General features: G+C 40.1%; 19 protein-coding genes. 15 read left to right on the forward strand and 4 right to left on the reverse strand.

All coding sequences use genetic code 11. The annotated features are described in order from the left end of the window. Positions 1–6 precede the first annotated feature (6 nt). Positions 7–285 (reverse strand): Calvin cycle protein CP12, encoded by a 279-nt coding sequence (locus tag H6G08_RS20075; protein ID WP_190546109.1) that lies wholly within the window; start codon positions 283–285, stop codon positions 7–9. A 1,222-nt stretch (positions 286–1,507) separates the two neighbouring features. On the opposite strand from H6G08_RS20075, the gene H6G08_RS20080 reads away from it, so the two are divergent. From H6G08_RS20080 to H6G08_RS20130, 11 genes are all read left to right on the forward strand, one after another. Continuing rightward, positions 1,508–1,942 (forward strand): hypothetical protein, encoded by a 435-nt coding sequence (locus tag H6G08_RS20080; RefSeq protein WP_313942213.1) that lies wholly within the window; start codon positions 1,508–1,510, stop codon positions 1,940–1,942. Between the two features lie 273 nt (positions 1,943–2,215). Beyond that, entirely contained in the window at positions 2,216–2,371 is a 156-nt protein-coding gene (locus H6G08_RS20085; RefSeq protein ID WP_190546111.1) for a hypothetical protein, read from the forward strand. A 29-nt stretch (positions 2,372–2,400) separates the two neighbouring features. Then, positions 2,401–3,771, forward strand: coding sequence for a serine/threonine-protein kinase (locus H6G08_RS20090; protein ID WP_190546113.1), 1,371 nt, complete (start codon positions 2,401–2,403; stop codon positions 3,769–3,771). An 827-nt stretch (positions 3,772–4,598) separates the two neighbouring features. Next, a complete protein-coding gene (locus H6G08_RS20095) occupies positions 4,599–6,269 on the forward strand; it encodes a dipeptide ABC transporter ATP-binding protein (RefSeq protein WP_190546115.1) in 1,671 nt (556 codons plus the stop codon). 327 nt (positions 6,270–6,596) lie between these two features. Then, positions 6,597–8,543 (forward strand): APC family permease, encoded by a 1,947-nt coding sequence (locus H6G08_RS20100; protein WP_190546117.1) that lies wholly within the window; start codon positions 6,597–6,599, stop codon positions 8,541–8,543. Between the two features lie 56 nt (positions 8,544–8,599). Continuing rightward, on the forward strand, positions 8,600–9,205 hold the full coding sequence (locus H6G08_RS20105; protein WP_190546118.1) for a Uma2 family endonuclease: 606 nt from the start codon (positions 8,600–8,602) through the stop codon (positions 9,203–9,205). 289 nt (positions 9,206–9,494) lie between these two features. Then, a complete protein-coding gene (locus H6G08_RS20110) occupies positions 9,495–10,475 on the forward strand; it encodes an acetamidase/formamidase family protein (RefSeq protein ID WP_190546120.1) in 981 nt (326 codons plus the stop codon). Between the two features lie 9 nt (positions 10,476–10,484). Continuing rightward, positions 10,485–10,856: a sulfite exporter TauE/SafE family protein gene (locus H6G08_RS20115; RefSeq protein ID WP_190546122.1), complete on the forward strand. Its 372-nt coding sequence runs from the start codon at positions 10,485–10,487 to the stop codon at positions 10,854–10,856. A gap of 819 nt (positions 10,857–11,675) precedes the next feature. After that, positions 11,676–11,963, forward strand: a complete 288-nt coding sequence (locus H6G08_RS37220) for a hypothetical protein (RefSeq protein ID WP_206758299.1) — start codon at positions 11,676–11,678, stop codon at positions 11,961–11,963. Between the two features lie 117 nt (positions 11,964–12,080). Then, positions 12,081–13,058: a ferredoxin family protein gene (locus tag H6G08_RS20125; RefSeq protein WP_190546126.1), complete on the forward strand. Its 978-nt coding sequence runs from the start codon at positions 12,081–12,083 to the stop codon at positions 13,056–13,058. Between the two features lie 451 nt (positions 13,059–13,509). After that, positions 13,510–14,841, forward strand: a complete 1,332-nt coding sequence (locus tag H6G08_RS20130) for a Sll1247 family protein (protein ID WP_190546128.1) — start codon at positions 13,510–13,512, stop codon at positions 14,839–14,841. Positions 14,842–14,895: 54 nt separating this feature from the next. Here the strand turns inward: H6G08_RS20130 and H6G08_RS20135 are convergent, their stop codons facing one another. Then, the gene (locus H6G08_RS20135; RefSeq protein ID WP_190546130.1) at positions 14,896–15,828 is read right to left on the reverse strand and encodes a lysylphosphatidylglycerol synthase domain-containing protein; all 933 of its coding nucleotides are present in this window, start codon (positions 15,826–15,828) and stop codon (positions 14,896–14,898) included. A gap of 591 nt (positions 15,829–16,419) precedes the next feature. On the opposite strand from H6G08_RS20135, the gene H6G08_RS20140 reads away from it, so the two are divergent. Next, positions 16,420–16,998 carry a DUF6658 family protein gene (locus H6G08_RS20140; RefSeq protein WP_190546132.1) on the forward strand — a complete coding sequence of 193 codons (579 nt, stop codon included), beginning with the start codon at positions 16,420–16,422 and terminating at the stop codon, positions 16,996–16,998. Between the two features lie 57 nt (positions 16,999–17,055). Then, a complete protein-coding gene (locus H6G08_RS20145) occupies positions 17,056–17,583 on the forward strand; it encodes a hypothetical protein (RefSeq protein ID WP_190546134.1) in 528 nt (175 codons plus the stop codon). A gap of 228 nt (positions 17,584–17,811) precedes the next feature. On the opposite strand, the gene larC is transcribed toward H6G08_RS20145, so the two are convergent. Next, the gene (larC, locus tag H6G08_RS20150; protein ID WP_190546136.1) at positions 17,812–19,098 is read right to left on the reverse strand and encodes a nickel pincer cofactor biosynthesis protein LarC; all 1,287 of its coding nucleotides are present in this window, start codon (positions 19,096–19,098) and stop codon (positions 17,812–17,814) included. Positions 19,099–19,298: 200 nt separating this feature from the next. Between larC and H6G08_RS20155 the strand changes: the two genes are divergently transcribed. Both H6G08_RS20155 and H6G08_RS20160 read left to right on the forward strand, forming a co-directional pair. Next, the gene (locus H6G08_RS20155) at positions 19,299–19,955 is read left to right on the forward strand and encodes an L-threonylcarbamoyladenylate synthase (RefSeq protein ID WP_190546138.1); all 657 of its coding nucleotides are present in this window, start codon (positions 19,299–19,301) and stop codon (positions 19,953–19,955) included. A 368-nt stretch (positions 19,956–20,323) separates the two neighbouring features. Then, positions 20,324–21,553, forward strand: coding sequence for a HetZ-related protein (locus tag H6G08_RS20160; RefSeq protein ID WP_190546140.1), 1,230 nt, complete (start codon positions 20,324–20,326; stop codon positions 21,551–21,553). A 395-nt stretch (positions 21,554–21,948) separates the two neighbouring features. On the opposite strand, the gene H6G08_RS20165 is transcribed toward H6G08_RS20160, so the two are convergent. Then, positions 21,949–25,068: a beta strand repeat-containing protein gene (locus H6G08_RS20165; RefSeq protein ID WP_190546142.1), complete on the reverse strand. Its 3,120-nt coding sequence runs from the start codon at positions 25,066–25,068 to the stop codon at positions 21,949–21,951. Positions 25,069–25,141 lie beyond the last annotated feature (73 nt).

The raw sequence follows: 25,141 nt of genomic DNA on the forward strand, positions 1-25,141 counted from the left end.
AAAAAATTAAACATCGTATATCAAGCACTCAACTGCTTCTGGATGCTGTTCGCAGTAGCTTTCTAAATCGGTTTTGCGTTTTTTGGCTTGCTGTTGATGGGCTTTTTCAGCTTGCAATTCTTCCACAATTTCCCATGCTACAGCACAATTGGGGGAATTATCGCCATTGCGATCGCAGGTTGTCCGCGCTTCATTAATGGCTTCTTTGATGGCTTGGTCGAGGGTTTTGACGCCATTTTGATGCGCATTCACAGCAGCCTGAACTACTTCTAAAGTTGTCTGCATGATACTTTTACCTTTCTGTCGTGAAATAGAGATGAAACTCCTTGCAAAACGTACTTTTGCAGGTAAATTCTATTCTGACAAATTTGCGCAGAATTGGCCTAAATATCTGACTTTTGGGCAAGATTTCCTGATTTTGGAATATGTCTATCGGTATAAAATAATGATAAGAAATTACAATATCAATTATTTGTAATTCTTGTTTTATAGCTACAAACACTGATAAATATAGCTTTTAACGATTAGTTAAAAATTGGCACTGATTGATTTATTTTTATCTTTAAGCGGAATAGGGGATAAATCAAGTAAATATTACTGCTTAATTTACTGATTTATTCACAGATGAAATTGCGAAATTACCGATTTCTCAGATTGTTGGCGATAGTTAAATTCTGTAATTTTGAAGACCTTATATAGAAAACTTTTAAGCACTGTAAACGTTAATACATAATATAAATTGCAAGTTGGTGAAGTACAGATAATCGTTAATTGTAGGGGCACTGGCACTGCCATGCCCCGAAGCGCGTACCTCATCTACCTGAAATATGCTGTAAATTGCAAGTTGGTGAGGTACAGATAATCGTTAATTGTAGGGGCACTGGCACTGCCATGCCCCAAAGCGCGTACTCAATATGAGAAATCGCGGAAACCTTTGCATAAGAGTATTTAAACCTTAGTGTCGCTTTTTTTATCTATAGCGATCGCTATTATTTTGCTGTAAGTTTAAGTGAATAATTTTTAAGGTTAGCTAACTTTTTTATCTTAAAATAAATTTTATCTGACCTTTAGTATAAAAATATAATTCAGCCCTTAGTATGTTAACTGTCTTGACAGTAGTTGAGAAGAGGCTGAATTGTGGAAATTCAATGGGGATTCAACTTTCTATCTCAGTTGATTCAGTTAGAATTTTGGCTGTTTATGCTAGGATTAATATCCTCAATTAGCTTTTTTATATTCAAAAATAAGATTAATTTTAAAAGTTTATTAGCTACCAGAAATAATAATCAATCTAGTCCGGATGGATTGCAGCTATTGTTAATTACTTTAATATTCGCAGCATACTATCTGTTGAATGTGTTGTATAGCGTCAAGATTTGCAAATTGAAGCATGTACCTTGTAGTATGCCACCAATCCCCTCAGAATTTTTGTTTGCATTCGGAGGGAGTAATTTTGTCTACCTTTGGGGTAAGTTATCTACAATTTTGAAACAACGGAGTTCCGGGCGTGTTTGATGTGCAGAAAGACTTTTTAATTCTGGCGCTGGTGATTGGTTTTACTCTGACATTTTTTTTGGTAGTTTTAGAAGTATTCATTCTTATATTTATTTGGGAAGGTACTTGGAATTATGATGCTGAGAAAAAAAGAGGAATTAATTTGAATAAACTGATTAGTGACAGTTCAGGTGATGCTAGCCTCGCACGTTTTCAGTTATTAATATTTACTTTTGTAATTTCTATGAGTTTGGTACTTATTATTACTAGTAGTCAGCCACCAGCTTTCCCGACAAATATTCCCGATCAGATTTTAGGTTTATTAGGTATTAGCAGTACTTCTTATGTTCTTGGTAAAGCCTTACAAAATCAAGTTAAAAATCAAGATGCACAATCACCCGTGACTTCAGAAAACCAAAGTTCAAATTCTGATTCTAATACCAATTAAATAAAAGAAGATGACAGATTGTAGGGTTAATGACAGTCAACCGCCTTGGAATGAATTCCAAGGCTAATAGCCCAAGTCTACTGAAGTAGACTCAAGATTTTGAGGATATTTAGGAATCTGACGATGACTTTGGCTATTAGCAAGTAACTTCAGTTCCTTGCGGTAACTGGGTTTCGCGTTAAGTTGATACAGTTTGGCTCTGCCATTCTTTCTATAATAGATTGATGTATCTTTAGAGATTTAATAAAAATAAGCGATCGCACTCTGAACACCATGATTTCACCTCAAAATAAAAGCGATCGCACTTTGAACACCATGATTTCAACTCAAAACAAAAGCGATCGCACTCTGAACACCATTATTTCACTTCACAACAAAAGCGATCGCACTCTGAACACCATCATAGCAAGCAGAAATGGGAACACTTAATATATACACCTGCTGATATTTTCCCAGACATGCTCTACTGTTCCAATCCTCATTGCTCAAATACCTTTAATCCTGATGGCAATAAGTTTTGCATTCATTGTGGACAAACACTCACACCATTGTTCCGAAACCGCTTTCGTGTGATTAGGCTTTTAGGTGAGGGTGGATTTGGTAAGACTTATGAAGCCAGAGATACAGACAAAATGGATGAACCTTGCGTAATTAAGCAATTTTTCCCGCAAGTACAAGGAACAGCAGCATTAGAGAAAGCAACAGAATTGTTTAAGCAAGAGGCGAAACGTTTGTATGAATTGGGAGAACATCCGCAAATTCCCCGCCTGATTGCTTATTTTGAACAGGATAAGCGTTTGTATCTCGTACAAGAATTTATTAATGGACAGAATTTATTAGAAGAATTGCAGCAACAGGGAACATTTAGCGAAGAAAAGATAATACAGCTTTTGAATGATTTATTACCAGTTCTGCAATTTATTCATGAACGCGGAGTAATTCATCGGGATATCAAACCAGAAAATATTATGCGTCGTCAACAAGACGGCAAATTTATATTAATTGATTTTGGTGTTTCTAAACAAACAATTGGTTCAATTATTGGACAAGTAGGAACTACAGTTGGTACACCTGGATATGCACCAGTTGAGCAAATGCGCGGTCAGGTTTTTCCTGCTAGTGACCTTTATAGTTTGGGAGTAACTTGTATTCGACTATTAACTGGATGTTTACCAAATGGAGGAGTTTATGATTCTCTCTATGATGCGTTGAAAGGTAAATGGATATGGAGAGAATGCTTACCATTTGCTACCATTATTACTCCTATTTTGGCACAAATTTTAGATAATTTGCTTCAGGATTATGTCACAGAGCGCTATCAATCTGCTGCTCAAGTAATACAAGTTATTACTCCTCCAAATTTGAGATCAGCAGTAGGAATGAATTATAAAATTCTGCAAGATCTACTAATATCTCAAAAATGGCGAGAAGCTGATCAAGAAACCTGGAAGGTTATGCTGAAAATATCTAATCGAGAAAAAGAACGTTACCTTAGAGTAGAACATATAAAAAGCTTTCCCTGTCAAGACTTATTAACTATTGATGGCTTATGGTTACTATACAGTAACGGACGCTTTGGTTTTAGTATCCAGAAGCAACTATGGGAAAGAGTTGGGGGAAAAGCCGACTTAGATTTGAAAACCTGGAACTATTTTGGAGAGTGTCTTGGATGGCGGAGCAAAAATAAGTGGGAGCCTTATGAAGATTTATCATTTACATTAGCTTCTCCAGCAGGGCACCTACCTAGAGCAATATGGAGCATGAGATTGGATGGAAGAAGGAAAAGACTCTCTGCTCTGACATCAAGACTTACGGATTGTCAAATATAGGAGTTTAAGAAGTAGGGTGTGTTATGCCGCAGGCTAACGCACCTTGAATTGCTAATGATGCCGGACTTTGATCAATAACACAGGCTAAATTTTAATTTTATTAACGTAGTGCGATCGCTGGCTTGCATTGCCTGACAATGGGCAAAATGCGCCAGCTTTATCATTTACATATATTTAGGACTCATTTTTAAAGTTTTGGTAAACAAAAAAGCATTTCGCTTTCTTGTTTATCGAAATCAAGTACTCATTTTCTTGTTTTAAGTAAGCAAAAAGCCATTTCGCCTTCTCGTTAAGCCTTAACGAGTTCTCATTATTGTGTTTTCCACAGGTAAAATACTATTTCACCTACTAATTAAGCCTTTTCGCCTTCTTATTTCGGTAAATTACGCAGTCATTTTGGTGTTTTCCGCAAGTGAAAAGGTATATTGCTTACTCATTTAAGTAAATCGCGCACTCATTTTAGTGTTTTCCGCAGGTAAAAAGGTAGATTAATTGCTCAAAAATGGCGATGTATGGCAATAAGCGGCTGTATAGCTAGGTTTTATTGTTTTTGGCGAGGCTTAAGGCGGGCTACGACTACGCATTTGTTTTTAGGGAACTGCAAAAAATGAATTATCAACAAAGGCAGAGGGCAAAGATCTAAAGTTTTTGTTCGTGATTGAGCCTTCTGTACCTTCTGCCAAATTGGTTTAAGATCCCCTTTAATTCCCTTCTGACTTCTGCCTGTCTTGTAAGCCAGATATGAACCGCAAACGAGTTTTACTAATCTGCTAGACTAGCCTAAATTTGCAAATATAAAAACTCGTGGCGCAAGCTGATAAAAAACTATGAGTGAAGCTTTATTTTCTGTGGAAAATCTGCGCGTTGCTTATCCTCAGCCCAGTGGAGAAGAGCTTAAATGGGCTGTGGATGATGTATCTTTTACACTGCAAGCTGGTGAAAGAATGGGCTTGGTGGGGGAGTCTGGTTGTGGTAAATCAACCTTGGGGCGGGCTGTAATGCGGTTGCTACCTGGATCTAGTAGGATTGAAGGCACAGCAAAATTCCAGGGAAAGAACGTATTTGATTTAACACCGCCAGAAATGCGGAAGTTTCGCGGGGAAGCGGTGGCGTTAATTTTCCAAGATCCGATGACGCGCCTCGATCCATTGATGACTATTGGTAAGCATTGTGTTGAAACTCTCCAAGCGCACGCACCAGAATTATCAGCAGCACAAGCCAAGGAAAAAGCGATCGCAACTTTAGAAAAGGTAAAAATTCCGGCGAGTCGGTGGAATCAGTATCCCCATGAGTTTAGCGGGGGAATGCGACAAAGGGTAGCGATCGCTTTAGCTTTACTTCTCAATCCCAAGTTAATTGTGGCTGATGAACCGACTACCAGCTTAGATGTCACCGTTTCCGCTCAAATCTTGCAGGAATTGACTAGATTGTGCGGGGAGGAAAACATGGGTTTGCTGTTGATTTCCCACGATTTAGCAATGGTTGCGGAATACTGCGATCGCATTGGCGTCATGTACCAAGGTAAAATGGTGGAAATGGGGGCAACGCAAACGGTATTTCGTCAACCTCAACATGAATATACGCGATCGCTTTTACAAGCAGCTTTGCATATCCAAGCGGTAGATGATAGCGGGGAATTAATTCTCGCTAATGACGAACAGCAGCAAGTTCCCAACCGGGAAGCAGAATCGCCAATTTTGCGTATTAGCGAACTCAAGCAGCATTACACTATTGAACCGAATTTTATTGAGCGATTATTTAAACGCGAAAGTCAAACAATAAAAGCTGTCGATGGAATTGATTTAGAATTGTATCCAGGGGAAATTTTAGGATTAGTGGGGGAATCAGGCTGTGGTAAAAGCACCCTTTCACGGACAATTTTGCAATTAATTAAACCTACTGGTGGTAAAGTCGAATTTTTAGGACAGGAATTAACTAAATTATCTCGTCAACAAATACGTTCTTCCCGGCGACAAATGCAGATGGTGTTTCAAGATCCCCATGCTTGTCTCAACCCAGCGATGACGGTAGGACAAAGTATAGGCGATCCCTTATTAATTCACAATCTCGCGGATGCGGCTAAAGCTAAAGAAGAAGTATTGTGGATGTTGGAAAAAGTCGGTTTAACACCCGCAGAAGTTTATTATCAGCGTTATCCTTCCGATTTATCAGGGGGACAACAACAGCGAGTAGCGATCGCGCGTGCTTTGATTACTCGTCCTAAACTATTAATCTGTGACGAACCTGTGAGTATGTTAGATGCTAGCGTTCAGTCACAAGTACTGGATTTAATGTTGCAGTTAAAACAAGAATTTGAGCTAACCTATCTGTTTATTACCCATGACTTGTGGTTAGCGCGATTTTTATGCGATCGCATTGCCGTGATGAATGGCGGTAAAATCGTCGAAATCGGCGCAACAAAGCGAATTTTTGCAAATCCTCAGCATCCTTATACTAAAACTTTATTAGCTGCTGCGCCGTTATTAGCAAGGGCTTAGGGCTAGGGGCTAGGGGCTAGGGAAGGGGGATAAGGGGGACAAGGAGGACAAGGAGGACAAGGAGGACAAATGAAAATTGTACAGACAAGGGTTCATCGCGTCTCTAACAAATGACTATTGACCATTGACCATTGACCATTGACTATTGACAATTGACACAACTTCTACCCCCTAGGTAAGTAGGAGCAATTGCAATTTTTTGCTAAATCGAATAATATACACGACCGAAATAAATTATTTGTGCCTTTGTAGTCGAAAATTTTAATAGACGGCAAAGGCTTAAAGAAATGACAAAGCCAAATTTTGCAATCAAAGCAAGCGTATGTAATGGCTAAACCAATGGTTTCCCGCAAAAGACTCAGCAAACGGTTTATGCGCTGGTTGCTGGAAGAAAACAGAAGACAGAAGCCAGGGCCCTACCGTAAGGAAGAACCACATCATCAGCATCCCTGGTGGCAAGTTATGTGCTTGACTGGTGTGGATTATTTTTCAACTCTGGGCTATCAACCAGGAATTGCCGCACTAGCAGCAGGTGCCCTTTCACCCATAGCAACGCTGATTCTGGTTTTACTGACATTATTTGGAGCCTTACCCATCTACCGACGCATTGCAGGTAAAAGCCCTCATGGTGAAGGGTCAATTGCGATGTTAGAACACTTGCTGTCTTGGTGGCAAGGTAAAATTCTGGTGCTGTGCTTGCTTGGCTTTGTCGCCACGGACTTTATTATCACTATTACCCTGTCGGCGGCTGATGCTACAGCCCATATTATTGAAAATCCCCTAACGCCAGATTTCTTCCACAGTCAGGAGATTGGGATTACTTTGTTATTAATTACCTTACTAGGGGTAGTTTTTCTGCGGGGTTTTAAAGAAGCAATCGGCATAGCAGTATTTTTAGTAGGTGCTTATCTGCTCTTAAACTTGGTTGTGATTGGCGTTGGTGGATATCAAATTCTCATTAATCCTAGCGCGATCGCTAATTGGCAAACTGCATTATTCGCCCAAAATGCTAACCCCTTATCAATGCTGGGTGCGGCGATGTTGTTATTCCCGCGTCTAGCACTGGGTTTATCTGGCTTTGAAACTGGGGTAACAGTTATGCCCTTAGTTCAAGGTAGCAGCAGCGATAGTCCCGATTACCCTAGAGGAAGAATTCGCAACACGCGCAAGCTACTGACATCTGCGGCGTTAATTATGAGCTTCTTTTTGCTCACCAGCAGCTTGATTACTACTTTACTCATTCCCGCCGCAGAATTTGCGGCTGGTGGGAAAGCTAACGGTAGGGCTTTAGCTTACCTAGCACATCAGTATTTAGGTAACACCTTTGGCACAATTTACGATTTAAGTACGATTTCGATTCTCTGGTTTGCTGGAGCCTCAGCAATGGCGGGATTGCTGAATATTGTACCCCGTTACTTACCCCGCTATGGCATGGCTCCCGATTGGGCAAGAGTCGCCCGTCCTTTAGTTTTAGTTTATACAGCGATCGCCTTTATTGTCACAATTATCTTTCGGGCAAATGTCGAAGCTCAAGGTGGGGCTTATGCCACTGGCGTACTAGTATTAATTACTTCCGCCGCCTTTGCTGTTACCTTATCCCTGCATCATCAAAGATTACATCGCGGAACTTTTATCTCTGCAATTATTACCTTAGTATTTATATATACTACTGTTGTTAATATTATTGAAAGACCAGAAGGGATTAGAATTGCGGCTTTCTTCATTAGCAGTATCATTATTACCTCCTTAATTTCTCGCGTCTGGCGTTCCACAGAACTGCGCGTAGAGCGAATTGAAATAGACGATCGCGCCCGCGAATTTATTGCCGAAGAAAGCCAAGGCGCAATCAGAATCATTGCCAATCGCTTGAATGCAGGCGACGTAGCAGAATATACCGCCAAAGAAACAGAGGTAAGGGAAGATAACCATATTCCCGCCCACGATCCGGTTTTGTTCTTAGAAATTATGGTATCCGATGCTTCGGAATTTGCGGATGTCATTAAAGTTAAAGGTATCCAAGTAGGCGACTATCGGATTCTGCGGGCGGAAAGTGCAGCCGTACCAAATGCGATCGCTGCTTTACTGCTGCATATTCGCGATCAAACAGGTAAAATTCCCCATGCTTACTTCGGCTGGGCTGAAGGTAACCCCATACAATATTTACTGCGGTTTATATTGTTTGGTGAAGGTGATATTGCCGTAGTCACCAGAGAAGTACTGCGTCGCGCTGAGAAGAATCCCCAAAGGCGTCCTGGGGTGCATGTGGGAGGATGAGTAGAAAATTCAAAATTCAAAATTAAGTAATTTTATTGTCTATTGACAATGACCTTATGACTTCTATTTTCCCAAAAACTCTGACTTTCGCGGATTTTATCGCCCATTACCAAGAAAATCCTCGTTATGAACTGGTAGATGGAGAACTAATTGATATGGAACCTACAGGCCCTCATGAAACAGTGAGTGGTAAACTGGCAACACAAATAGGGATACATCTAGTTGCAGAACAACTTCCTTGGTTTATTCCCCGCACTTGTTTAATTTACCCCTTTACAGATGCGGCTACAGTCCGTCGTCCTGATATCATAGTTCTCGATGAAACCGTTCTTAATCGTGAACCTCTCTGGGAACGAGAACCTGTAATTACATTGGGAAAATCGATTAAATTGGTAGTAGAAGTAGTTAGCACTAATTGGGAAACAGACTATGCGCGCAAAGTTGAGGAATATGCGCTATTAGGGATTCCTGAATATTGGATTGTAGATTATCGCGGATTAGGTGGTATAGCATTTATTGGTAAACCCAAACAACCTACCTTTACAGTTTGTCAATTGGTTGAAGATACATATACTCAACAACAATACCGACTAAATCAACCAATTAATTCACCGCTTTTACCTGGGTTTCATATTCGCTTAGATGATATTCTTCCTCGTTAATTTCCATTGGTTAATTAAATAATGTTGGCGACATATATAAATATATTCCAGAGGGCAAGGCAATGCCTTGCCCCTACAATCTCTCCCTATTCTTTTATACGACAGATGTGGTTCAAATAGGTGAAAACTGCTGTAATCTAAAATCCAAAATTGATACAGCAGATTGCCAGTTTGTGAGGTACAGATTATCGTTGATTGTAGGGGCACTGGCACTGCCATGCCCCGAAGCGCGTACCTAATTTACTTGATTTTTTAATCTAAAATCCAAAATCTAAAATCCAAAATTGATATGACTCATCACATTTTAAAAGCCACCAAAGATACAGTTCATCTTGGTGGTTTTTCTCATGTATTAACACCAGCCTTAACTGTTAATTCCGGTGACACAATCGAGGTAGAAACTTATAGCGGTTATTATGTTTACGAGCAAGCCCCACCGGAATTTATGACACCGGAATTTCTCGACATCTGCAAAAATTTACCCCCAGAAAGAAAAATTGCTGGCGGGCCGCATTTACTCACAGGGCCAATTTATGTACGAGATGCAAAACCAGGGGATGTTTTAGAAGTAGAATTAAATGCGATCGCTCCAAGTTTACCTGTAGGTTTCAATGCTATTCGTAGCGGTTGGGGTGCTTTACCAGAAAAATTTCCTCAACCAGCTTTAAGATTTATTCCCTTAGATTTAACAAATAACATCGCGGAATTCCCAACTGCTAGCGGGATTAAAATTCCCCTCAAACCCTTTTTTGGTATCCTGGGCGTTGCTACCCCAGATGCATCGCGAAATTCTATTCCCCCTGGGGCTTATGGGGGTAATATTGATAATCGAGAACTACAACCAGGATCGCGCCTATTTTTACCGATTTTTGTCCCTGGTGCCTTATTTTCCATCGGTGATGGACATGCAGCCCAAGGAGATGGAGAAGTTAATGTCACTGCCATTGAAACTTCCATGAATGGTACAATCAAGCTCAAGCTGCGTCAAGGTTGGAATTTAACCACACCAATTGCCGAAACTCCTACTGATATCATCACAATGGGCTTTGGTGAAACCTTAGACGCAGCTTTAGAATTAGCCCTGAAAAATATGATTGAATTTCTGGAACGTTTCGCTGATTTATCGCCAGAAGATGCATATGTACTGTGTAGTTTAGCAGTCAATTTTCGGATTACTCAAGTGGTGAATAGTCCGCAAAAAGGAGTACATGGAATGCTACCTAAATCAATTTTTTCCCAGAAAATCAGTTTGTCATCTCACATTTCCTGACTATTAATTATGTCTAATATTCTCATTCAATTGTTGATAATTGGGTTAGTAGCTGGCGTTGCTGGCGGTATGTTTGGTATTGGTGGCGGAGCAATTATGGTACCAGCAATGGTATTAATTATGGGTATGGATCAAAAGTTTGCTACAGGTACTTCAATTGCTGCCCAAATTTTACCAATTGGCATTCTAGGCGCAGTAGTTTACTATCGCAACGGTCAATTAAATCTCAAATATGCAGCGATTATTGCGGCTGGCTTAGTAATAGGTAATTTATTTGGCGCATTATTTGCCAATCAGCCTTTTATTAGCAGCGAAACTATGAAAAAGCTCTATGGTATTTTCTTACTACTTTTAGGCGCTCGTTATTTAATTGGTCGCTAAATGGCTGGGAACCGATATTAGTCAACAGTCAGTAGGGGCGGGTTGATTGAGAATTATCGTTGTACAGTGAGGATATTTGTGAACCCGCCCCAGCCCTACGAGTTATGGTTTAAGTCATACTTAAGCCCCTAACAACTATATCCAGCTATTGAAAATTATTATTATTAGTATTGAAGCAGTCAATACTTAAATTAACCAGCAATCTCAGGTCTTATTTAGTTGTTAATCTTGATTTAATCAAGCCTGCACAAACCAAAAATTTTTAGTAAAATGTATAAATATTCCCAAATACTTGCATTTCTTATTGACTTCCGCTAGAGTCAAAGCAGGTATCTAAACAAGCGCCTGATGTCCATTTCAGGAGATTAAATGGATAAAACGCTAGATTGCAGCCATAAAAACTGAGTCTTAGCGAGCGAATAGCAGTTTTTTGGAAAAAATTTCCCTGCTACCCAAGCTTAAATATTTATTAGAGCGCCTCTACTGGTGTTTTTTTTAGCCTTGCTGTTTTTTCAGTGAAGGTAACAAAATAGCTGACCTCAATTTTACATCCCATTTTGTTTTTTTCTAAGTTAATTGAGAAATATTTTCAATATGAACTTAAAATCGCGATCGCGCCTCAACAAACACTGCAAAACTGATTGCCTAAAAACAAAGGTTTTGCAAACTATTAACAATCAGCATCAATTCACAAGCGCCTATTACCAAAATGAGAATTATTCTTATCAATCCTGGACTATACAGCCCAGATTCTCTGCAACATGGCATAACAGCAAAAGTCTAACCCCAGATGTAGAGACAGGGCTGATAAATGACTATATGAATAAGTTAATAAAATTTTCAAATAGTAACCATAAACTTAGCCAAAAGTTTAAATGTAATTTAAACTACCCACACGGATTAAGTAGCTGGAATTTGCAGAACTTGGCTGCTGGCTGTTTAAGCCAGATTCAGCAAGGCTTTTTACAGCAATTGATAGATTTTATCAATTTGATCTATCAAAGATATAAAAATAACTTTGACAATACGGAAGCAGTGTTACAACGCTTCTTTAACTATATTGGAGAAATTTTATTAACCGGAAGAAGGTTGAGTAGAAATGAATGATATAAAGTGGCTACTTGCTTAACTTTCATCAATGCTAATTGATGGTGATTGTAGCCAGGATTGCAAATTTACTTTTTTATAAACTTGTCCATAACATTTACCCATGAGCACAGATATATGAATACTTTTTTTTGTGCAGATTCCTCAAGACAAATAGGAGAAAAACTGATTGGTAGTGCTACCAATTACGACACTTATATTTTAGTGGAATGTCCTCCACCTTGGACATCAGAAGCTTTTGACTCTAAGTGGGTACCAAGTAATTTAAAAACTTTGGTAGAAGAGGTAAAGCGAGCTAAACTAGCAATAAGATTTTTGTTAATTGCTAACGACCAATCCCATAAAGTAGAACAAACTACTTTGTTGATTTATCAAAAACAAAAGGGATTAACTCAAGGATATCAAAAATCAGAATTTCTTCTAGAAAATATTGAGCAAGTAGCTGGAACTGTCAAAAAATTCTTAAGAGGTAGAACTCTTGATTTTGAACAACAAAGAAGTAGTACGAGAGATATTCTCATCTGTACCCACGGTAGCCATGATAAATGCTGTGCTAGATATGGGAATCCTTTTTATTTCTCAGCGCAAAGTACTATAGCCAATTTAAGTTTAGAAAATGTGCGGATTTGGCGAGCTAGTCATATTGGCGGACATAGATTTGCTCCGACAATGATAGATTTACCAGAAGGGCGGTATTATGGGGCGTTAGAACAAGATTCGTTCAAAGCTATTGTGACTCGTACAGGCGATATTAATTGTTTAAACCAAGTCTATCGCGGCTGGGGTATCCTACCAACACCATTGCAAATTGTAGAGAAAGAATTAATTCTCCATTATGGATGGGATTGGTTTAACTATACAGTTGCGGGAAAAATCTTAGAGCAAAGCTTAGATAATAATTCAGTACTAGCTGAACTCACTTTTGCGAAAACTACAGGTGCGCTATATACCTGTCAAGCAAAATTAGTGAAAGATGAAAGTAAAACTGTACAACTCAAGAGTTCTTGTAATGCCAAGCAAAATTCAGTATTTATGCAATATACTGTAGCTAGCCTCTGGTTAGAAGCTGAGAAAATGGTCAGCTTGAGTGCTTGAAAATTCTAGGGCTAAAGTCCTGACTAGCAACTTATGCGTGTAAGAGTTTTGCAAGGTTGATAGTTAAAGACTCAAGCCCTAAAATTAGGTAATTTGCGATCCATCATTGCTAGCAAGCGGAAAGTGCGTAATTAACAAAACAGATATAACACAATACAGTTCAGTGAGCCTTGAAAACCTTAAACTGTGTAGGTTGGGTTGAGGAACGAAACCCAACATTTCCGAGGTTTTGTTGAGTTTCACTTCGTTCAACCCAACCTACGATTATCCTTAACTGAACCGTATTGAGATATAACAGTAATTTATTGGAGTTTTGAGCGGATTTCTGCTACTTTTCCATAAATTCTCTGAAAAAAATTATTTAATTTTTGAAAAATAGATTGATGCTCTTGTGTCCCAAGGTTAAGCTGATAACAATAAAATCAGTAAGCTTTGGGTCTTTAGCACTGGGATGACAAGTAACAGTTTCGATGGTAGTCAGGAACAGCAAGATTTTGTTAAGTACAAGTCTCAACAGAGCAATAACCAAATTGCACAGGAAAGACTCTATAGCTACTTAATTGAAATTGTCCAAAAATGCCCGCCAGATGAGGTATTAAACGAATTTAAACGATTATTTATCGATTTTCTTGATTCAGTTAATTTAGGTAAATCTACAGGTATATATGGAATTTCTTTTCTGGGTAGTGAAAAAGAATTCTATCATACAATAAAACGTTGCTTTTATATAATCGTTAATAATTGGGAAGCTCAAAGAAAATATAAGTATATTCAAAAATTAATTAAATTATTTGAAAGTTCTAAAAATTCAGTATATAGTAATCACCCACAAACTAAAGTTTTTCAAGGTTGGCTGAGAAATTTTGTTGAAAGTAAAGACTATAAGGATCTCAAAAATTTAGCTTATAAATACAAAAAACAAGCACAAAAGTATGAAGGTAATAGTAATTGGTCTAATCGCTACACTTCTTATTTATTAGTCGCTCAATCTTTTGATGCGAAAAGACCAAGAGAGCAGCAAGAAGTAGCCAGAAAGCTTTCTCGTCAGATGAAAGATAAGTTTAAATTTGAACTGGCTATGTATGTGGCGCGTTCTCAGTCTGCTAATTCTAGTAATAAACGTTATAAGAACCCTACTATTTTAGGCGATAATGTGTTGCGGCTAATCAAAACCATTGTTGTCAAAAAGGGGGTGTTTAGTTATGAAAATCTGGCGAATATATTTATCAAACAAACCGCGAATCAGACTCTAGAAGAGTTTAAAGAAAGTATCAAAAAATATTTGTTTTTTACTGTAGATAACCAGGAATTAATTAATAATGTCCGGAAATATTTATCAGAAAAATTAGATAACTGGAAATCAGATGCTAATGAAGAAATTATCAATAACAACTTAATTTTGAGAACTTGTAACCGCATAATTGACTGTTTGACAATCGAAACGGGTAAAGAACCCTCACCATTATTTATTTTATTACTTTCTGGAGGTAATCCTTTAACATTGGTGATTGTCTTGTTAAAGATTATTTTAATATCGCGGAATTCCCGCAGCCATTTAGAAATTCGCATTGCTCATTTAATTAGTTATTACGAAAATTATCCAGAGGAAGAATGTAAATGGTTTATTAATTTTCTGGAATTTTTCAATATTACTTTTGCAATTTATGCAGAGAATGTTGAATACAATTTAATTAATATGGAAAAAACACAGTCTAGTCGTAACTCGCAAACTTTAGATGATTATCGGGTATTTTCACAACTGCGATTAGATAAAAGTCAATAGTTATTAGTCATTTGTCATTTGTTAGAGACGCGATTAATCGCGTCTGTACAATTGTCATTTGTTAGGGTGTTGAGTTGTTAGACGTTCGTCGAGCCAGGCTAGGGTGGCACCAGCAGTTTCGGCGATAATGCTAATGAGACGATAGAGAGCGATCGCACTAATCACCCAAGCTGGAGGAAAATGATTTTGCAAAAGTGCGATCGCAGTTGCTTCAAACACTCCTAACCCCCCAGGTGCGCCGGGAAGCACAAAGCCTAACAGCCAAGCAAAACTAAAAGCACCCAGCAGCAAGGGAATATCATCAGCCTGTACAGGCCCCAAGGCGAAAACTGTTAAAATAAACCCAGTACCCCGCAATCCTAAAAAGCCTAACTCTCCTAACAATGGGCGTAAAGGATAGCGTTCAATATTAAGATTTACGCTTTCTTTACCATCTTTATCCAGTTTTTTAGCCGTCAATTTTTTGAGTAACTGAATAACTGGGTTGAAAAACACGGGATGTAGCGCCGCTAGAATCGCACCTAAACAGAGAAATTGTAATATCCGCCACACAATACCATCAGCAGATGTTAGTTGCGTGCCAAAAATAACAACGAAAATTAAAGCCGCAGTCGCCATTAACAAAGGTTCCATGACTACGCTTAAAGTAGCCACACTCAGAGAACCAGTAGCATTTTTAGCAGCAACAATCCGCCCGTAATGGTGCCATACATTACCCGGTAAATACTTAGCGATGTTGGTTTTTAAATAAACCTGGATAAACTCTACAGATTTTACAGGCTGATTTAGCTCCCGTAATACCCAAGTCCAGATCCAGCCAGCCCAAGTATGTGCTAATAAGGTGACACCAGTGGCGATCGCTAAAATCGCCCAGGCGATCGCATCAATTTCAATATTAATTACTTCTTGCCAATGATCCTTTAAGGCTTTACCTAAAAAAAACAGCGTTCCGCCTAAAATTATCCAACGTAAAATTTTCTTCCACATTCCAGTAATTTAACGGTTAAATCTTCTTGGGCTGAACATCTCAAATTTTGAGCTACATCAACACATGTCAACCAATTCATGCATCAAATATGCTGTTAATAGCCAAAAAATTGATGTATTTTTTGTGACATTTTTTATCAATTCCACTACAAACTATAAAATTTTATCATCAAAGAAAATTTTTGCTTTGGTCGCATTTCCGATTGTACATAGTTACTTATCAAAAGTCTCTCAACTATGAGGATTTATAATTTCACAGTCTAGTTAATATTATTTAACAAAGTTATCTTAGTAAATATAAATTCAAAATTAATTGCTAAACAAAATTATATATTACCAACAATAGCGAAAATGCCTGTAATCAGTATCCGCAGCTAATTGACTTATATAATATCTCTCTTGGGTTAGATAAGAATCGCGTATTAGATGCAATTTAAATGTGACTTACGCTAGAGGAAAAGCTGATTAACTCGCCATATTATTGATAATTGTTGAACAAAATTTAGTCAACTTAAAACAACAGCAAATCTCGCAGAACTAGCAATTATGTTCGGCGAAAATCGGCTTGTTTATAGTTGTAAGGAGGAATGAGTGAAGCGTTTGACAGCTTTATTAAAAAAACTACGGCTTACCCAAATTCTGACTGTATGTTTTGCCAGTCTATTGTTGATGTTTAGCACTGCTTGTAGTGGAGCAAATGCTCAAGGTGCAAATCCCCAAAATCCCGCCGTCCAAGCTGGTGGTGCAAATAATCCTTACAAAAATGGTGGGGATAAATATACCAATTATAGAATGTCCACCGATCCCAAAATTACTAACCCTAGCAACCAAAATCAACAGGATCGAGCTAGCTTACTAGATTCAAATTCACAACTATTGATTGCTACCAGTAACCTCAATCGAGAATCAGAAATACTTTACCCCGGTGCAGAAACTCCAGCAGGTAGAGCGAGAAAAGAAGCTGAATTACCACTAATTACAGAAAAGAATTTCCAACAACCTGAACCAGGCGGTTTAATTCAACGTCAATCAGATGTTGGTAATCGCATTCAAGACAGACTAGAAACTGTCAAAGAAACTTTCAAAGATGCTTCTGGCTTTTTACAAGATAAGGCAGATGAAGCAGCCGCTCGCCCTGAATTACAAAAAGATCCAGCAGTGGGTAGATAGGGCAATTAGTCATTAGTTAAATTTTGAATTCTGCAAAATAACGTAAGGAGTCGCATAATGAAAAGAGTTATTGCTTGGTTAAAAAACATTCGTCCGGCGAAAGTTTTAACAGCTTTTGTAGCCAGCGCATTACTGTTGCTGACACAAGCTTGTAATAATCCCGGCGTAGCCGCACAGCCACCACAACCCAGCGCACAACCACCTAATGCTGAACGTTACGATCCGACAAAAAGTTACGAACTCAACACTCCTAGCGGTGGGATGAATAACTTTAATGATGTAGATTACAGATCGGAAAATACTCAACGAGCCGCAGAAATTAGAAGTAAAGCGCTGCGAGATAATGCTCAAAGAAATATTGATGAAAAAGGCATTGACAGCGTAGATCAATATGTAGAAAATTACCGTCAAGGCACACCTTTTGGTCAAAGAGTAAAAAACCTCGGTGAAGATATTGGTAGCTCTGCGAAAGAGTTAGGCGAAGGTGTTGCTAAAGGAACCAAACGCGGCGTAGAAAATCTCAAAGACAATACCCAAAATGCTGGCGAAAATGCCGCAGATGCAGTCAAAGATACATTGAGATAATTTAACTTAATTACCCATTAATTACTCATCGGTTAATTGTAGGGCAAAGCAAAAAGCTTGCCCTATTTTTTATGGCGCTTCTCTACGAGACGCTACGCGAACGCGTGTCAGTAAATGTAGGTTGGGTTGAACGAAGTGAAACCCAACAAACCCCGGAAAATGTTGGGTTTCGTTCCTCAGTTGTCAGTTGTCAGTTGTTTTGTCAATTTGGGTATTGCGCACCTGAGATTAATTTGACTTTTGCAGATACCAACTTTGCAGCGCTAAACGATGAATTTCTCGCCAAGGAAGATTGTTTTGCCGCGCTAATTCTGCACAATCTTCATATTCTGGTTGGACGTTAGTAATGATATCTTTTCCTTGCCATGCTACTTTGACACGTACTGAACCATATGCAGTTTCTACCTGTTGAATTTCTCGTTGTAAAATTGTGCGTTGTTGAGTGGTGCGGCGAATTCCTAATGTAGTAGTTTCCCGAAAGAGAACTGCTTCACAGTTAGGTAAATTTTCTGGATGACAAATCACCGTTATCAATATCCCCGGACGGGATTTTTTCATAGCTATCGGTTGGGTAAACACATCTACTGCACCCGCAGCAAATAAAGCGTCAAATACATAGCCAATGGCTTGGGGATTTAAGTCATCAATTTGGGTTTCCAAAACCGAGATAGTTTCTAAGGTTGGGTTAGCATCCCCATAATTGGTAAAATCTGACTGTAAACTGCTACTTTCGCCCAGCCAGAGCCGTAGTATATTGGGGATGGGCAAATTTGCCGAACCTGCTCCCAATCCTACTTGTTTAACGGTGATTGGTGGTGGTGAACCAAACTCTCTGGTTAGAGTAGTAGCGATCGCGGCTCCTGTAGGTGTTACTAATTCTCGTTCAATCCCGTTGCTATAGACTGGACAACCCCGCATTTCCCACAACTTCAAAACTGCGGGTACGGGTACTGCCATTCGTCCATGTGCAGCGCGGACTGTACCCCCGCCTGTGGGGAACGCTGAACAGTAAAGTAAAGGCCATCCTGCGTCATCACTGGCAATCCCCAACCAATCTAACCCCAAACAAGTACCAACAATATCGACAATTGCATCCACGGCTCCCACCTCGTGAAAATGAACTTTTTCCGGGGAAACGCCGTGTACCGCCCCTTCAGCAATTGCTAGCTGGCGGAATACAGCTAAACTCCAAGCCTCCGCCCGCGATGGCAGCTTGGCTTGGAGAATCATCTGCTCAATTTCTGGCAAGTGGCGGGCATGATGATGGTGATGGTGATGATGCTCCTGTTCGTGGTGGTGGTGCCCATGCTCATGTGTTAAATCCACATGAACTTTAGTTGCTTGCTGTCCGTGATGTTGGACAAGTTCTGCCCTTAATTGGTATTCCTGGTGAATTCCCAATTTGTTGAGGTGTTCAGTGAGATAATCCAAAGGCACACCCAGACTTACCAAGGCTCCCAGACACATATCACCGGCAATCCCCGATGGACATTGAAGATAAGCAACTTTAGTCATATATGAATTTCTCATCAGTACATAGTAATCAGTTAACAGTACACAGTACACAAACTGATAACTGATGACTGATAGCGCGATCGCTGATTATTACCGAATAACAGCCTTAACATAGTCGTATTTACTTCCGCCTAATTTGGTATTCATTTTTATATTTTTTTGATAATGACAAGCGCTCAGTTTTCCTTCCTAAATTTTTTATGGCAAAAATTTTCACAGTCCATCCTGATAATCCTCAAATTCGCCGTATAGAGGAAATAAAATCGGCACTCTCTAGCGGCGCAGTAATGCTCTACCCTACTGATACGGTCTATGCAATTGGTTGTGATTTGAATGCCAAATCGGCAGTGGAACGAGTACGGCAAATTAAGCAGCTAGCGAATGACAAGCCACTGACATTTTTATGTCCTTCACTCTCAAATGTGGCGACTTATGCCTTCGTAAGTGATACAGCCTATCGAATTATGAAGCGCTTGATCCCAGGCCCGTACACATTTCTCTTACCTGCTACTAAATTGGTACCAAGACTAGCACAAAACCCCAAGCGAAAAACTACTGGTATTCGCGTACCGAATCACACTGTATGTTTGGCATTACTGACAGCATTGGGGAATCCGATTATTTCTACTTCGGCTCATCTGCCGCCAGATGAGGTAGATGAGGATCTGGAAGATAATCCAGAATCTAGTTTGTCGCGCATCGAACTGTTTGACCGTTTGGATAACTTGGTAGACGTAATTGTAGATACTGGCGAAGAACCCACATATCAAGTGTCTACAATTTTGGACTTAACCGGAGAAGAACCAATGGTGACAAGACGAGGTTTAGGCTGGGAAGAAGTAGCCGCGTGGGTTTAACGAGTCTACTTCATTGACTAATTCCTCCATTTCGGAAAATCTGAGTAAATACGCTCCAGTTTAACAATTGTCCTAATTACAGGTGCCAAGAACAGGTAACAGCAGATAGCGAGAAAGTACGGCACAGCAATCGTTTTGGGCAAATTTTAGTACATGGTAAATTGCCCCTGTGCCACCTGAATGAGGTTGCTTGTGAAAAAACCGACACAATGAAACCCTGTAACTTTTTCAGATTTCTTACAGTCATATAAGTGAGCAGTGCTCACGGCGAGTCTTGATGGATAAATACCAAATTTATTAACCAAGACTAGACTCAGGTGCTGAATGGACATTGTTATAACGGTGCAATACCACTTCTAGTGAAAGTTATGAAAGCTAACCTTGCTAATCTGCCAATCTCTACATCCGCTTTTGAATTCCCAGTTTCCAGCAAAGAAGTAACCGCCAGCAATACCAGCAATATTGAGACTCTGATGCAATTGCTATTAGAAGAAATCCAAGCTCAAGTAAAAGCCGCACCTGGGTGTGCGCAAGCGGTAGCAAAACGCATAGCTAGAGAAGTGGAACGCATTTGTGATAAAAGCACCCGCATTCAAACTTCAGGAGAAATCCAATCTTGGCAATTAACACTCGCCAGACATCGTTTGCAAAAGTGTCTGCGTTATTACCAACTAGGTTCGCGCCGGGGACGTGTAGAATTACATAGCAATTTGGGTGCTATGGTTTACCGCCACGTGACTGTTTCTGGCTCAGATATGGGCTTTCAAGGACGTTACAACCTGATTGAAGATTTTTTACAAGCTTTTTATATTGAGGCGATTAAAGCTTTCCGCCGGGAAAATGAATTAGCTGAAGATTACACCCCCCGCACTCAACTGCAATTAGCCGAATACATGGCGTTTACAGAACAATATGCCAAGCGCCGGATTAATTTACCTGGAAGTGCTAGCCAGCAATTAATTATTTTACGCGCTCAAGGCTTTGCCCGTCGCCAACCCCAAGAAACTACCGTAGATATTGAAATGGCGGTAGAGTCGGCTAAGAGCGAAGAAGGGGAAGCTTACCAACGTAACTCGGCGGTACAACAGCTCCGATCCCAAATGATCGCCCAAAATAATTTTGATCCCTCAGAAGAATCAGAACGCGATCGCGTAATTGCTGAATTAGTTAATTATTTAGAAGCTCAAGGTCAATCTGATTGTGTAGATTACTTGACATTGAAGCTACAAGACCTATCTGCACCGGAAATTGACCAAATTCTCGGTTTAAGCAGCCGTCAGCGCGACTACCTGCAACAGCGTTTTAAATACCATGTAGAAAAATTCGCCAAGCAACATCATTGGCAATTGGTGCATCAATGGTTAGGTGCAGGTTTAGAGCATAGATTGGGTCTTTCTGGGCAACAGTGGCAAACATTTTTAGGTTTGCTGACAGAGCAACAACAGCAAATTTTACAATTAAAAACAGCAAGACACAGCGATCAAGCGATCGCCAAAACTCTCAAATGCACCCCCAAGCAACTACAAAAGCGTTGGACTCAACTATTAGATCTAGCATGGGCGATCCGCAACGGTAACACTCAAGCCCAGGCAAACTGAATCAACAGTCAACTCATCTCCCTTCCCAGATTCCATTGATGAATCTTTCAATGTTGCAGTAAAAGTGAATTAGTCTCCGGCTTGCAGCCATCTTGTCTGTCTTTTGCAATCAGTAAGTCAATCTTTTATCAACTTCATCTTGTGGAAATAATCAAATATTTAACTTTACCTCCATTCCTACTGATTAAAAAAGATAGGAATGGGGATAAAGGCATTGCTTTATATTTATAGCAATATGAGTTTAAATACACAATTAATACCAATCCGCATTTGGTGTTCTAATTTCAAGGGTAGTAGGGGCGGGGTCTCCCCGCCCCATATAAAAGTATCTTAACCAAGCATAAAAATCTTGCTTTCCTAGCCGCTATTTCTCAGCCTAACTGAGTCTATGAATTTTAAGCGATAAACTCAATATCCAAAGAGGTAACAAAAAGTTCATTGGTTATGTTGGCAAACACATTTCCTTTAAAGGACAAATTGCCACTCAAGGAGTCGTAGTTGAAATCATTAAAAGAGCTAGAACCAAACCCTGATTGAGAAATTTGGATTTTGTCCAACTCATCAAAGTTAAAGTCTTGGATGAAATCAATACCTTCAAGAACGTTGTTAAAAACAAACTTATCTGCACCAGCGCCACCAACAAGTGAGTCGTTTCCTAAACCACCAATGAGGGTGTCATTTCCATCTTCACCATTGAGGAAGTCAATACCCGAACCACCAATAAGGCTGTCAGTACCAAAGAATCCTAAAAGTGTATCATTACCGTTTCCGCCATTGAGACTATCATTACCATCTAGACCATCAAGAAAATCATTGCCATCGCCGCCAGAGATGGTATCACTACCGCCATTGCCAATTAAGTTGTTATTTTGAGCATCGCCAGTGATGCTGTCATTGCCATTTGTACCTGTGACATCATCAAAGTTAATGACACTAAATGGCCCGACACCAAACACACCATTGACGGTTAAAGTTTGGGTTTGCAAGTTGGCATTAATCGAAACACCAGCAGTTGCAGTTGAAGCATCGATAGTATTGTTGACCGCAGTTGCAGAGGCAATAATTCTCTCAATTTTGATCAATTGGTCTGTACCTAAGCCACCACCTTTGTTCACCACACCTGTAGGTAACAGGGTGATGCTTTGACCCAAACTGCTGTAGTCTGCTGTATCTGTACCTAATTCTCCGTTTAAGGTATCAGTACCAACACCGCCTTTGAGGGTGTCATTACCATCTCCACCATTGAGGCTGTCATTTTCCGCACCACCATCAAGGAAGTCGTTTCCTAAACCACCATTGAGGGTATCATTGCCGCCATTGCCAATTAAGCGGTTATTTTGAGCATCGCCAGTGATGCTGTCATTGCCATTTGTACCTGTGACATCATCAAAGTTGATCACGGTAAATGGGCCGACACCAAACACACCATTGACGCTTAAAGTTTGGGTTTGCAAGTTGGCATTAATCGAAACACCAGCAGTTGCCGTTGAAGCATTGATGGTGTTGTTGACCGCAGTTACAGAGGCAATAATTGTCTCGATGTTGATCAGTTGGTCTGTACCCAAGCTGCCACCTTTGTTCACCACACCTGTAGGTAGCAGGGTGATGCTTTGACCCAAACTGCTGTAGTCGGCTGTATCTGTACCTAATTCTCCGTTTAAAGTATCAGCACCAGCACCGCCTTTAAGGGTATCGTTACCATCTCCACCCAAGAGGCTGTCATTTCCTGCGCCACCTAAAAGAGTATCATTGCCGCCTTCCCCGTAGAGACTATCATTGCCATTCTGACCATCAAGCAAGTCATTACCATTAAAACCCCAAATAAAATCATTACCATTACCGCCAATCAGGGAGTCATTACCATCTAGACCATCAAGAAAATCATTGCCATCGCCGCCAGAGATGGTATCACTACCGCCATTGCCAATTAAGTTGTTATTTTGAGCATCGCCAGTGATGTTGTCATTACCATTTGTACCTGTGACATCATCAAAGTTGATCACGGTAAATGGCCCGACACCAAACACACCATTGACGGTTAAAGTTTGGGTTTGCAAGTTGGCATTAATCGAAACACCAGCAGTTGCAGTTGAAGCATCGATAGTATTGTTGACCGCAGTTGCAGAGGCAATAATTCTCTCAATTTTGATCAATTGGTCTGTACCTAAGCCACCACCTTTGTTCACCACACCTGTAGGTAACAGGGTGATGCTTTGACCCAAACTGCTGTAGTCTGCTGTATCTGTACCTAATTCTCCGTTTAAGGTATCAGTACCAACACCGCCTTTGAGGGTGTCATTACCATCTCCACCATTGAGGCTGTCATTTTCCGCACCACCATCAAGGAAGTCGTTTCCTAAACCACCATTGAGGGTATCATTGCCGCCATTGCCAATTAAGCGGTTATTTTGAGCATCGCCAGTGATGCTGTCATTGCCATTTGTACCTGTGACATCATCAAAGTTGATCACGGTAAATGGGCCGACACCAAACACACCATTGACGCTTAAAGTTTGGGTTTGCAAGTTGGCATTAATCGAAACACCAGCAGTTGCCGTTGAAGCATTGATGGTGTTGTTAATCGCAGTTGCAGAGGCAATAATTGTCTCGATGTTGATCAGTTGGTCTGTACCCAAGCCGCCACCTTTGTTCACCACACCTGTAGGTAACAGCGTGATGCTTTGGCCTAAACTGCTGTAGTCGGCTGTATCTGTACCTAATTCTCCGTTTAAGGTATCAGCACCAGCACCGCCTTTGAGGGTGTCATTACCATCTCCACCCAAGAGGCTGTCATTTCCTGTGCCACCATCAAGTGAGTCGTTTTCTAAACCACCCAAGAGACTGTCATTTCCTGCGCCACCTAAAAGAGTATCATTGCCGCTTTCGCCGTAGAGACTATCATTATCATTCAGACCATTAAGGAAGTCATCGCCATTGAAACCCCAAATAAAATCATTACCGTTACCGCCAATCAGGGAGTCATTACCATCTAGACCATCAAGGAAATCATTGCCATCGCCGCCAGAGATGGTATCGTTACCGCCGTTGCCAATTAAGTTGTTATTTTGAGCATCGCCAGTGATGCTGTCATTACCATTTGTACCTGTGACATCATCAAAGTTAATGACACTAAATGGCCCGACACCAAACACACCATTGACGCTTAAAGTTTGGGTTTGCAAGTTGGCAGTAATCGAAACACCAGCAGTTGCAGTTGACGCATCGATGGTGTTGTTGACCGCAGCCGCAGAGGCAATAATTCTCTCAATTTTGATCAGTTGGTCTGTACCCAAGCCACCACCTTTGTTCACCACACCTGTAGGTAACAGGGTGATGCTTTGACCCAAACTGCTGTAGTCTGCTGTATCTGTACCTAATTCTCCGTTTAATGTATCGTTACCACCACTTCCTTTAAGGGTGTCATTACCATCTCCACCATTGAGGCTGTCATTTTCTAGTCCCCCATCAAGTGAGTCGTTTCCTAAGAGGGTGTTTGAAAAGTTTTTAGGGGTCAAATTTTATGCTAGCCGCCTCACCATAATACGGATCATAGCAAGGTAGATAAAGGTTTCTGAAGTTTCGGGTAAT

Origin of the sequence: Calothrix anomala FACHB-343 (assembly GCF_014696435.1) — a bacterium.
Taxonomy (GTDB): Bacteria; Cyanobacteriota; Cyanobacteriia; order Cyanobacteriales; family Nostocaceae; genus Aulosira; species Aulosira anomala_A.

Coding starts and splice junctions, on each gene's coding strand:
- H6G08_RS20100 (WP_190546117.1), top strand. CDS start 6,597: ATGGCTAAACCAATGGTTTCCCGCAAAAGACTCAGCAAACGGTTTATG.
- H6G08_RS20110 (WP_190546120.1), top strand. CDS start 9,495: ATGACTCATCACATTTTAAAAGCCACCAAAGATACAGTTCATCTTGGT.
- H6G08_RS37220 (WP_206758299.1), top strand. CDS start 11,676: ATGAATAAGTTAATAAAATTTTCAAATAGTAACCATAAACTTAGCCAA.
- H6G08_RS20125 (WP_190546126.1), top strand. CDS start 12,081: ATGAATACTTTTTTTTGTGCAGATTCCTCAAGACAAATAGGAGAAAAA.
- H6G08_RS20090 (WP_190546113.1), top strand. CDS start 2,401: ATGCTCTACTGTTCCAATCCTCATTGCTCAAATACCTTTAATCCTGAT.
- H6G08_RS20095 (WP_190546115.1), top strand. CDS start 4,599: ATGAGTGAAGCTTTATTTTCTGTGGAAAATCTGCGCGTTGCTTATCCT.
- larC (WP_190546136.1), bottom strand. CDS start 19,098: ATGACTAAAGTTGCTTATCTTCAATGTCCATCGGGGATTGCCGGTGAT.
- H6G08_RS20155 (WP_190546138.1), top strand. CDS start 19,299: ATGGCAAAAATTTTCACAGTCCATCCTGATAATCCTCAAATTCGCCGT.
- H6G08_RS20130 (WP_190546128.1), top strand. CDS start 13,510: ATGACAAGTAACAGTTTCGATGGTAGTCAGGAACAGCAAGATTTTGTT.
- H6G08_RS20115 (WP_190546122.1), top strand. CDS start 10,485: ATGTCTAATATTCTCATTCAATTGTTGATAATTGGGTTAGTAGCTGGC.
- H6G08_RS20145 (WP_190546134.1), top strand. CDS start 17,056: ATGAAAAGAGTTATTGCTTGGTTAAAAAACATTCGTCCGGCGAAAGTT.
- H6G08_RS20085 (WP_190546111.1), top strand. CDS start 2,216: ATGATTTCACCTCAAAATAAAAGCGATCGCACTTTGAACACCATGATT.
- H6G08_RS20160 (WP_190546140.1), top strand. CDS start 20,324: ATGAAAGCTAACCTTGCTAATCTGCCAATCTCTACATCCGCTTTTGAA.
- H6G08_RS20075 (WP_190546109.1), bottom strand. CDS start 285: ATGCAGACAACTTTAGAAGTAGTTCAGGCTGCTGTGAATGCGCATCAA.
- H6G08_RS20105 (WP_190546118.1), top strand. CDS start 8,600: ATGACTTCTATTTTCCCAAAAACTCTGACTTTCGCGGATTTTATCGCC.
- H6G08_RS20135 (WP_190546130.1), bottom strand. CDS start 15,828: ATGTGGAAGAAAATTTTACGTTGGATAATTTTAGGCGGAACGCTGTTT.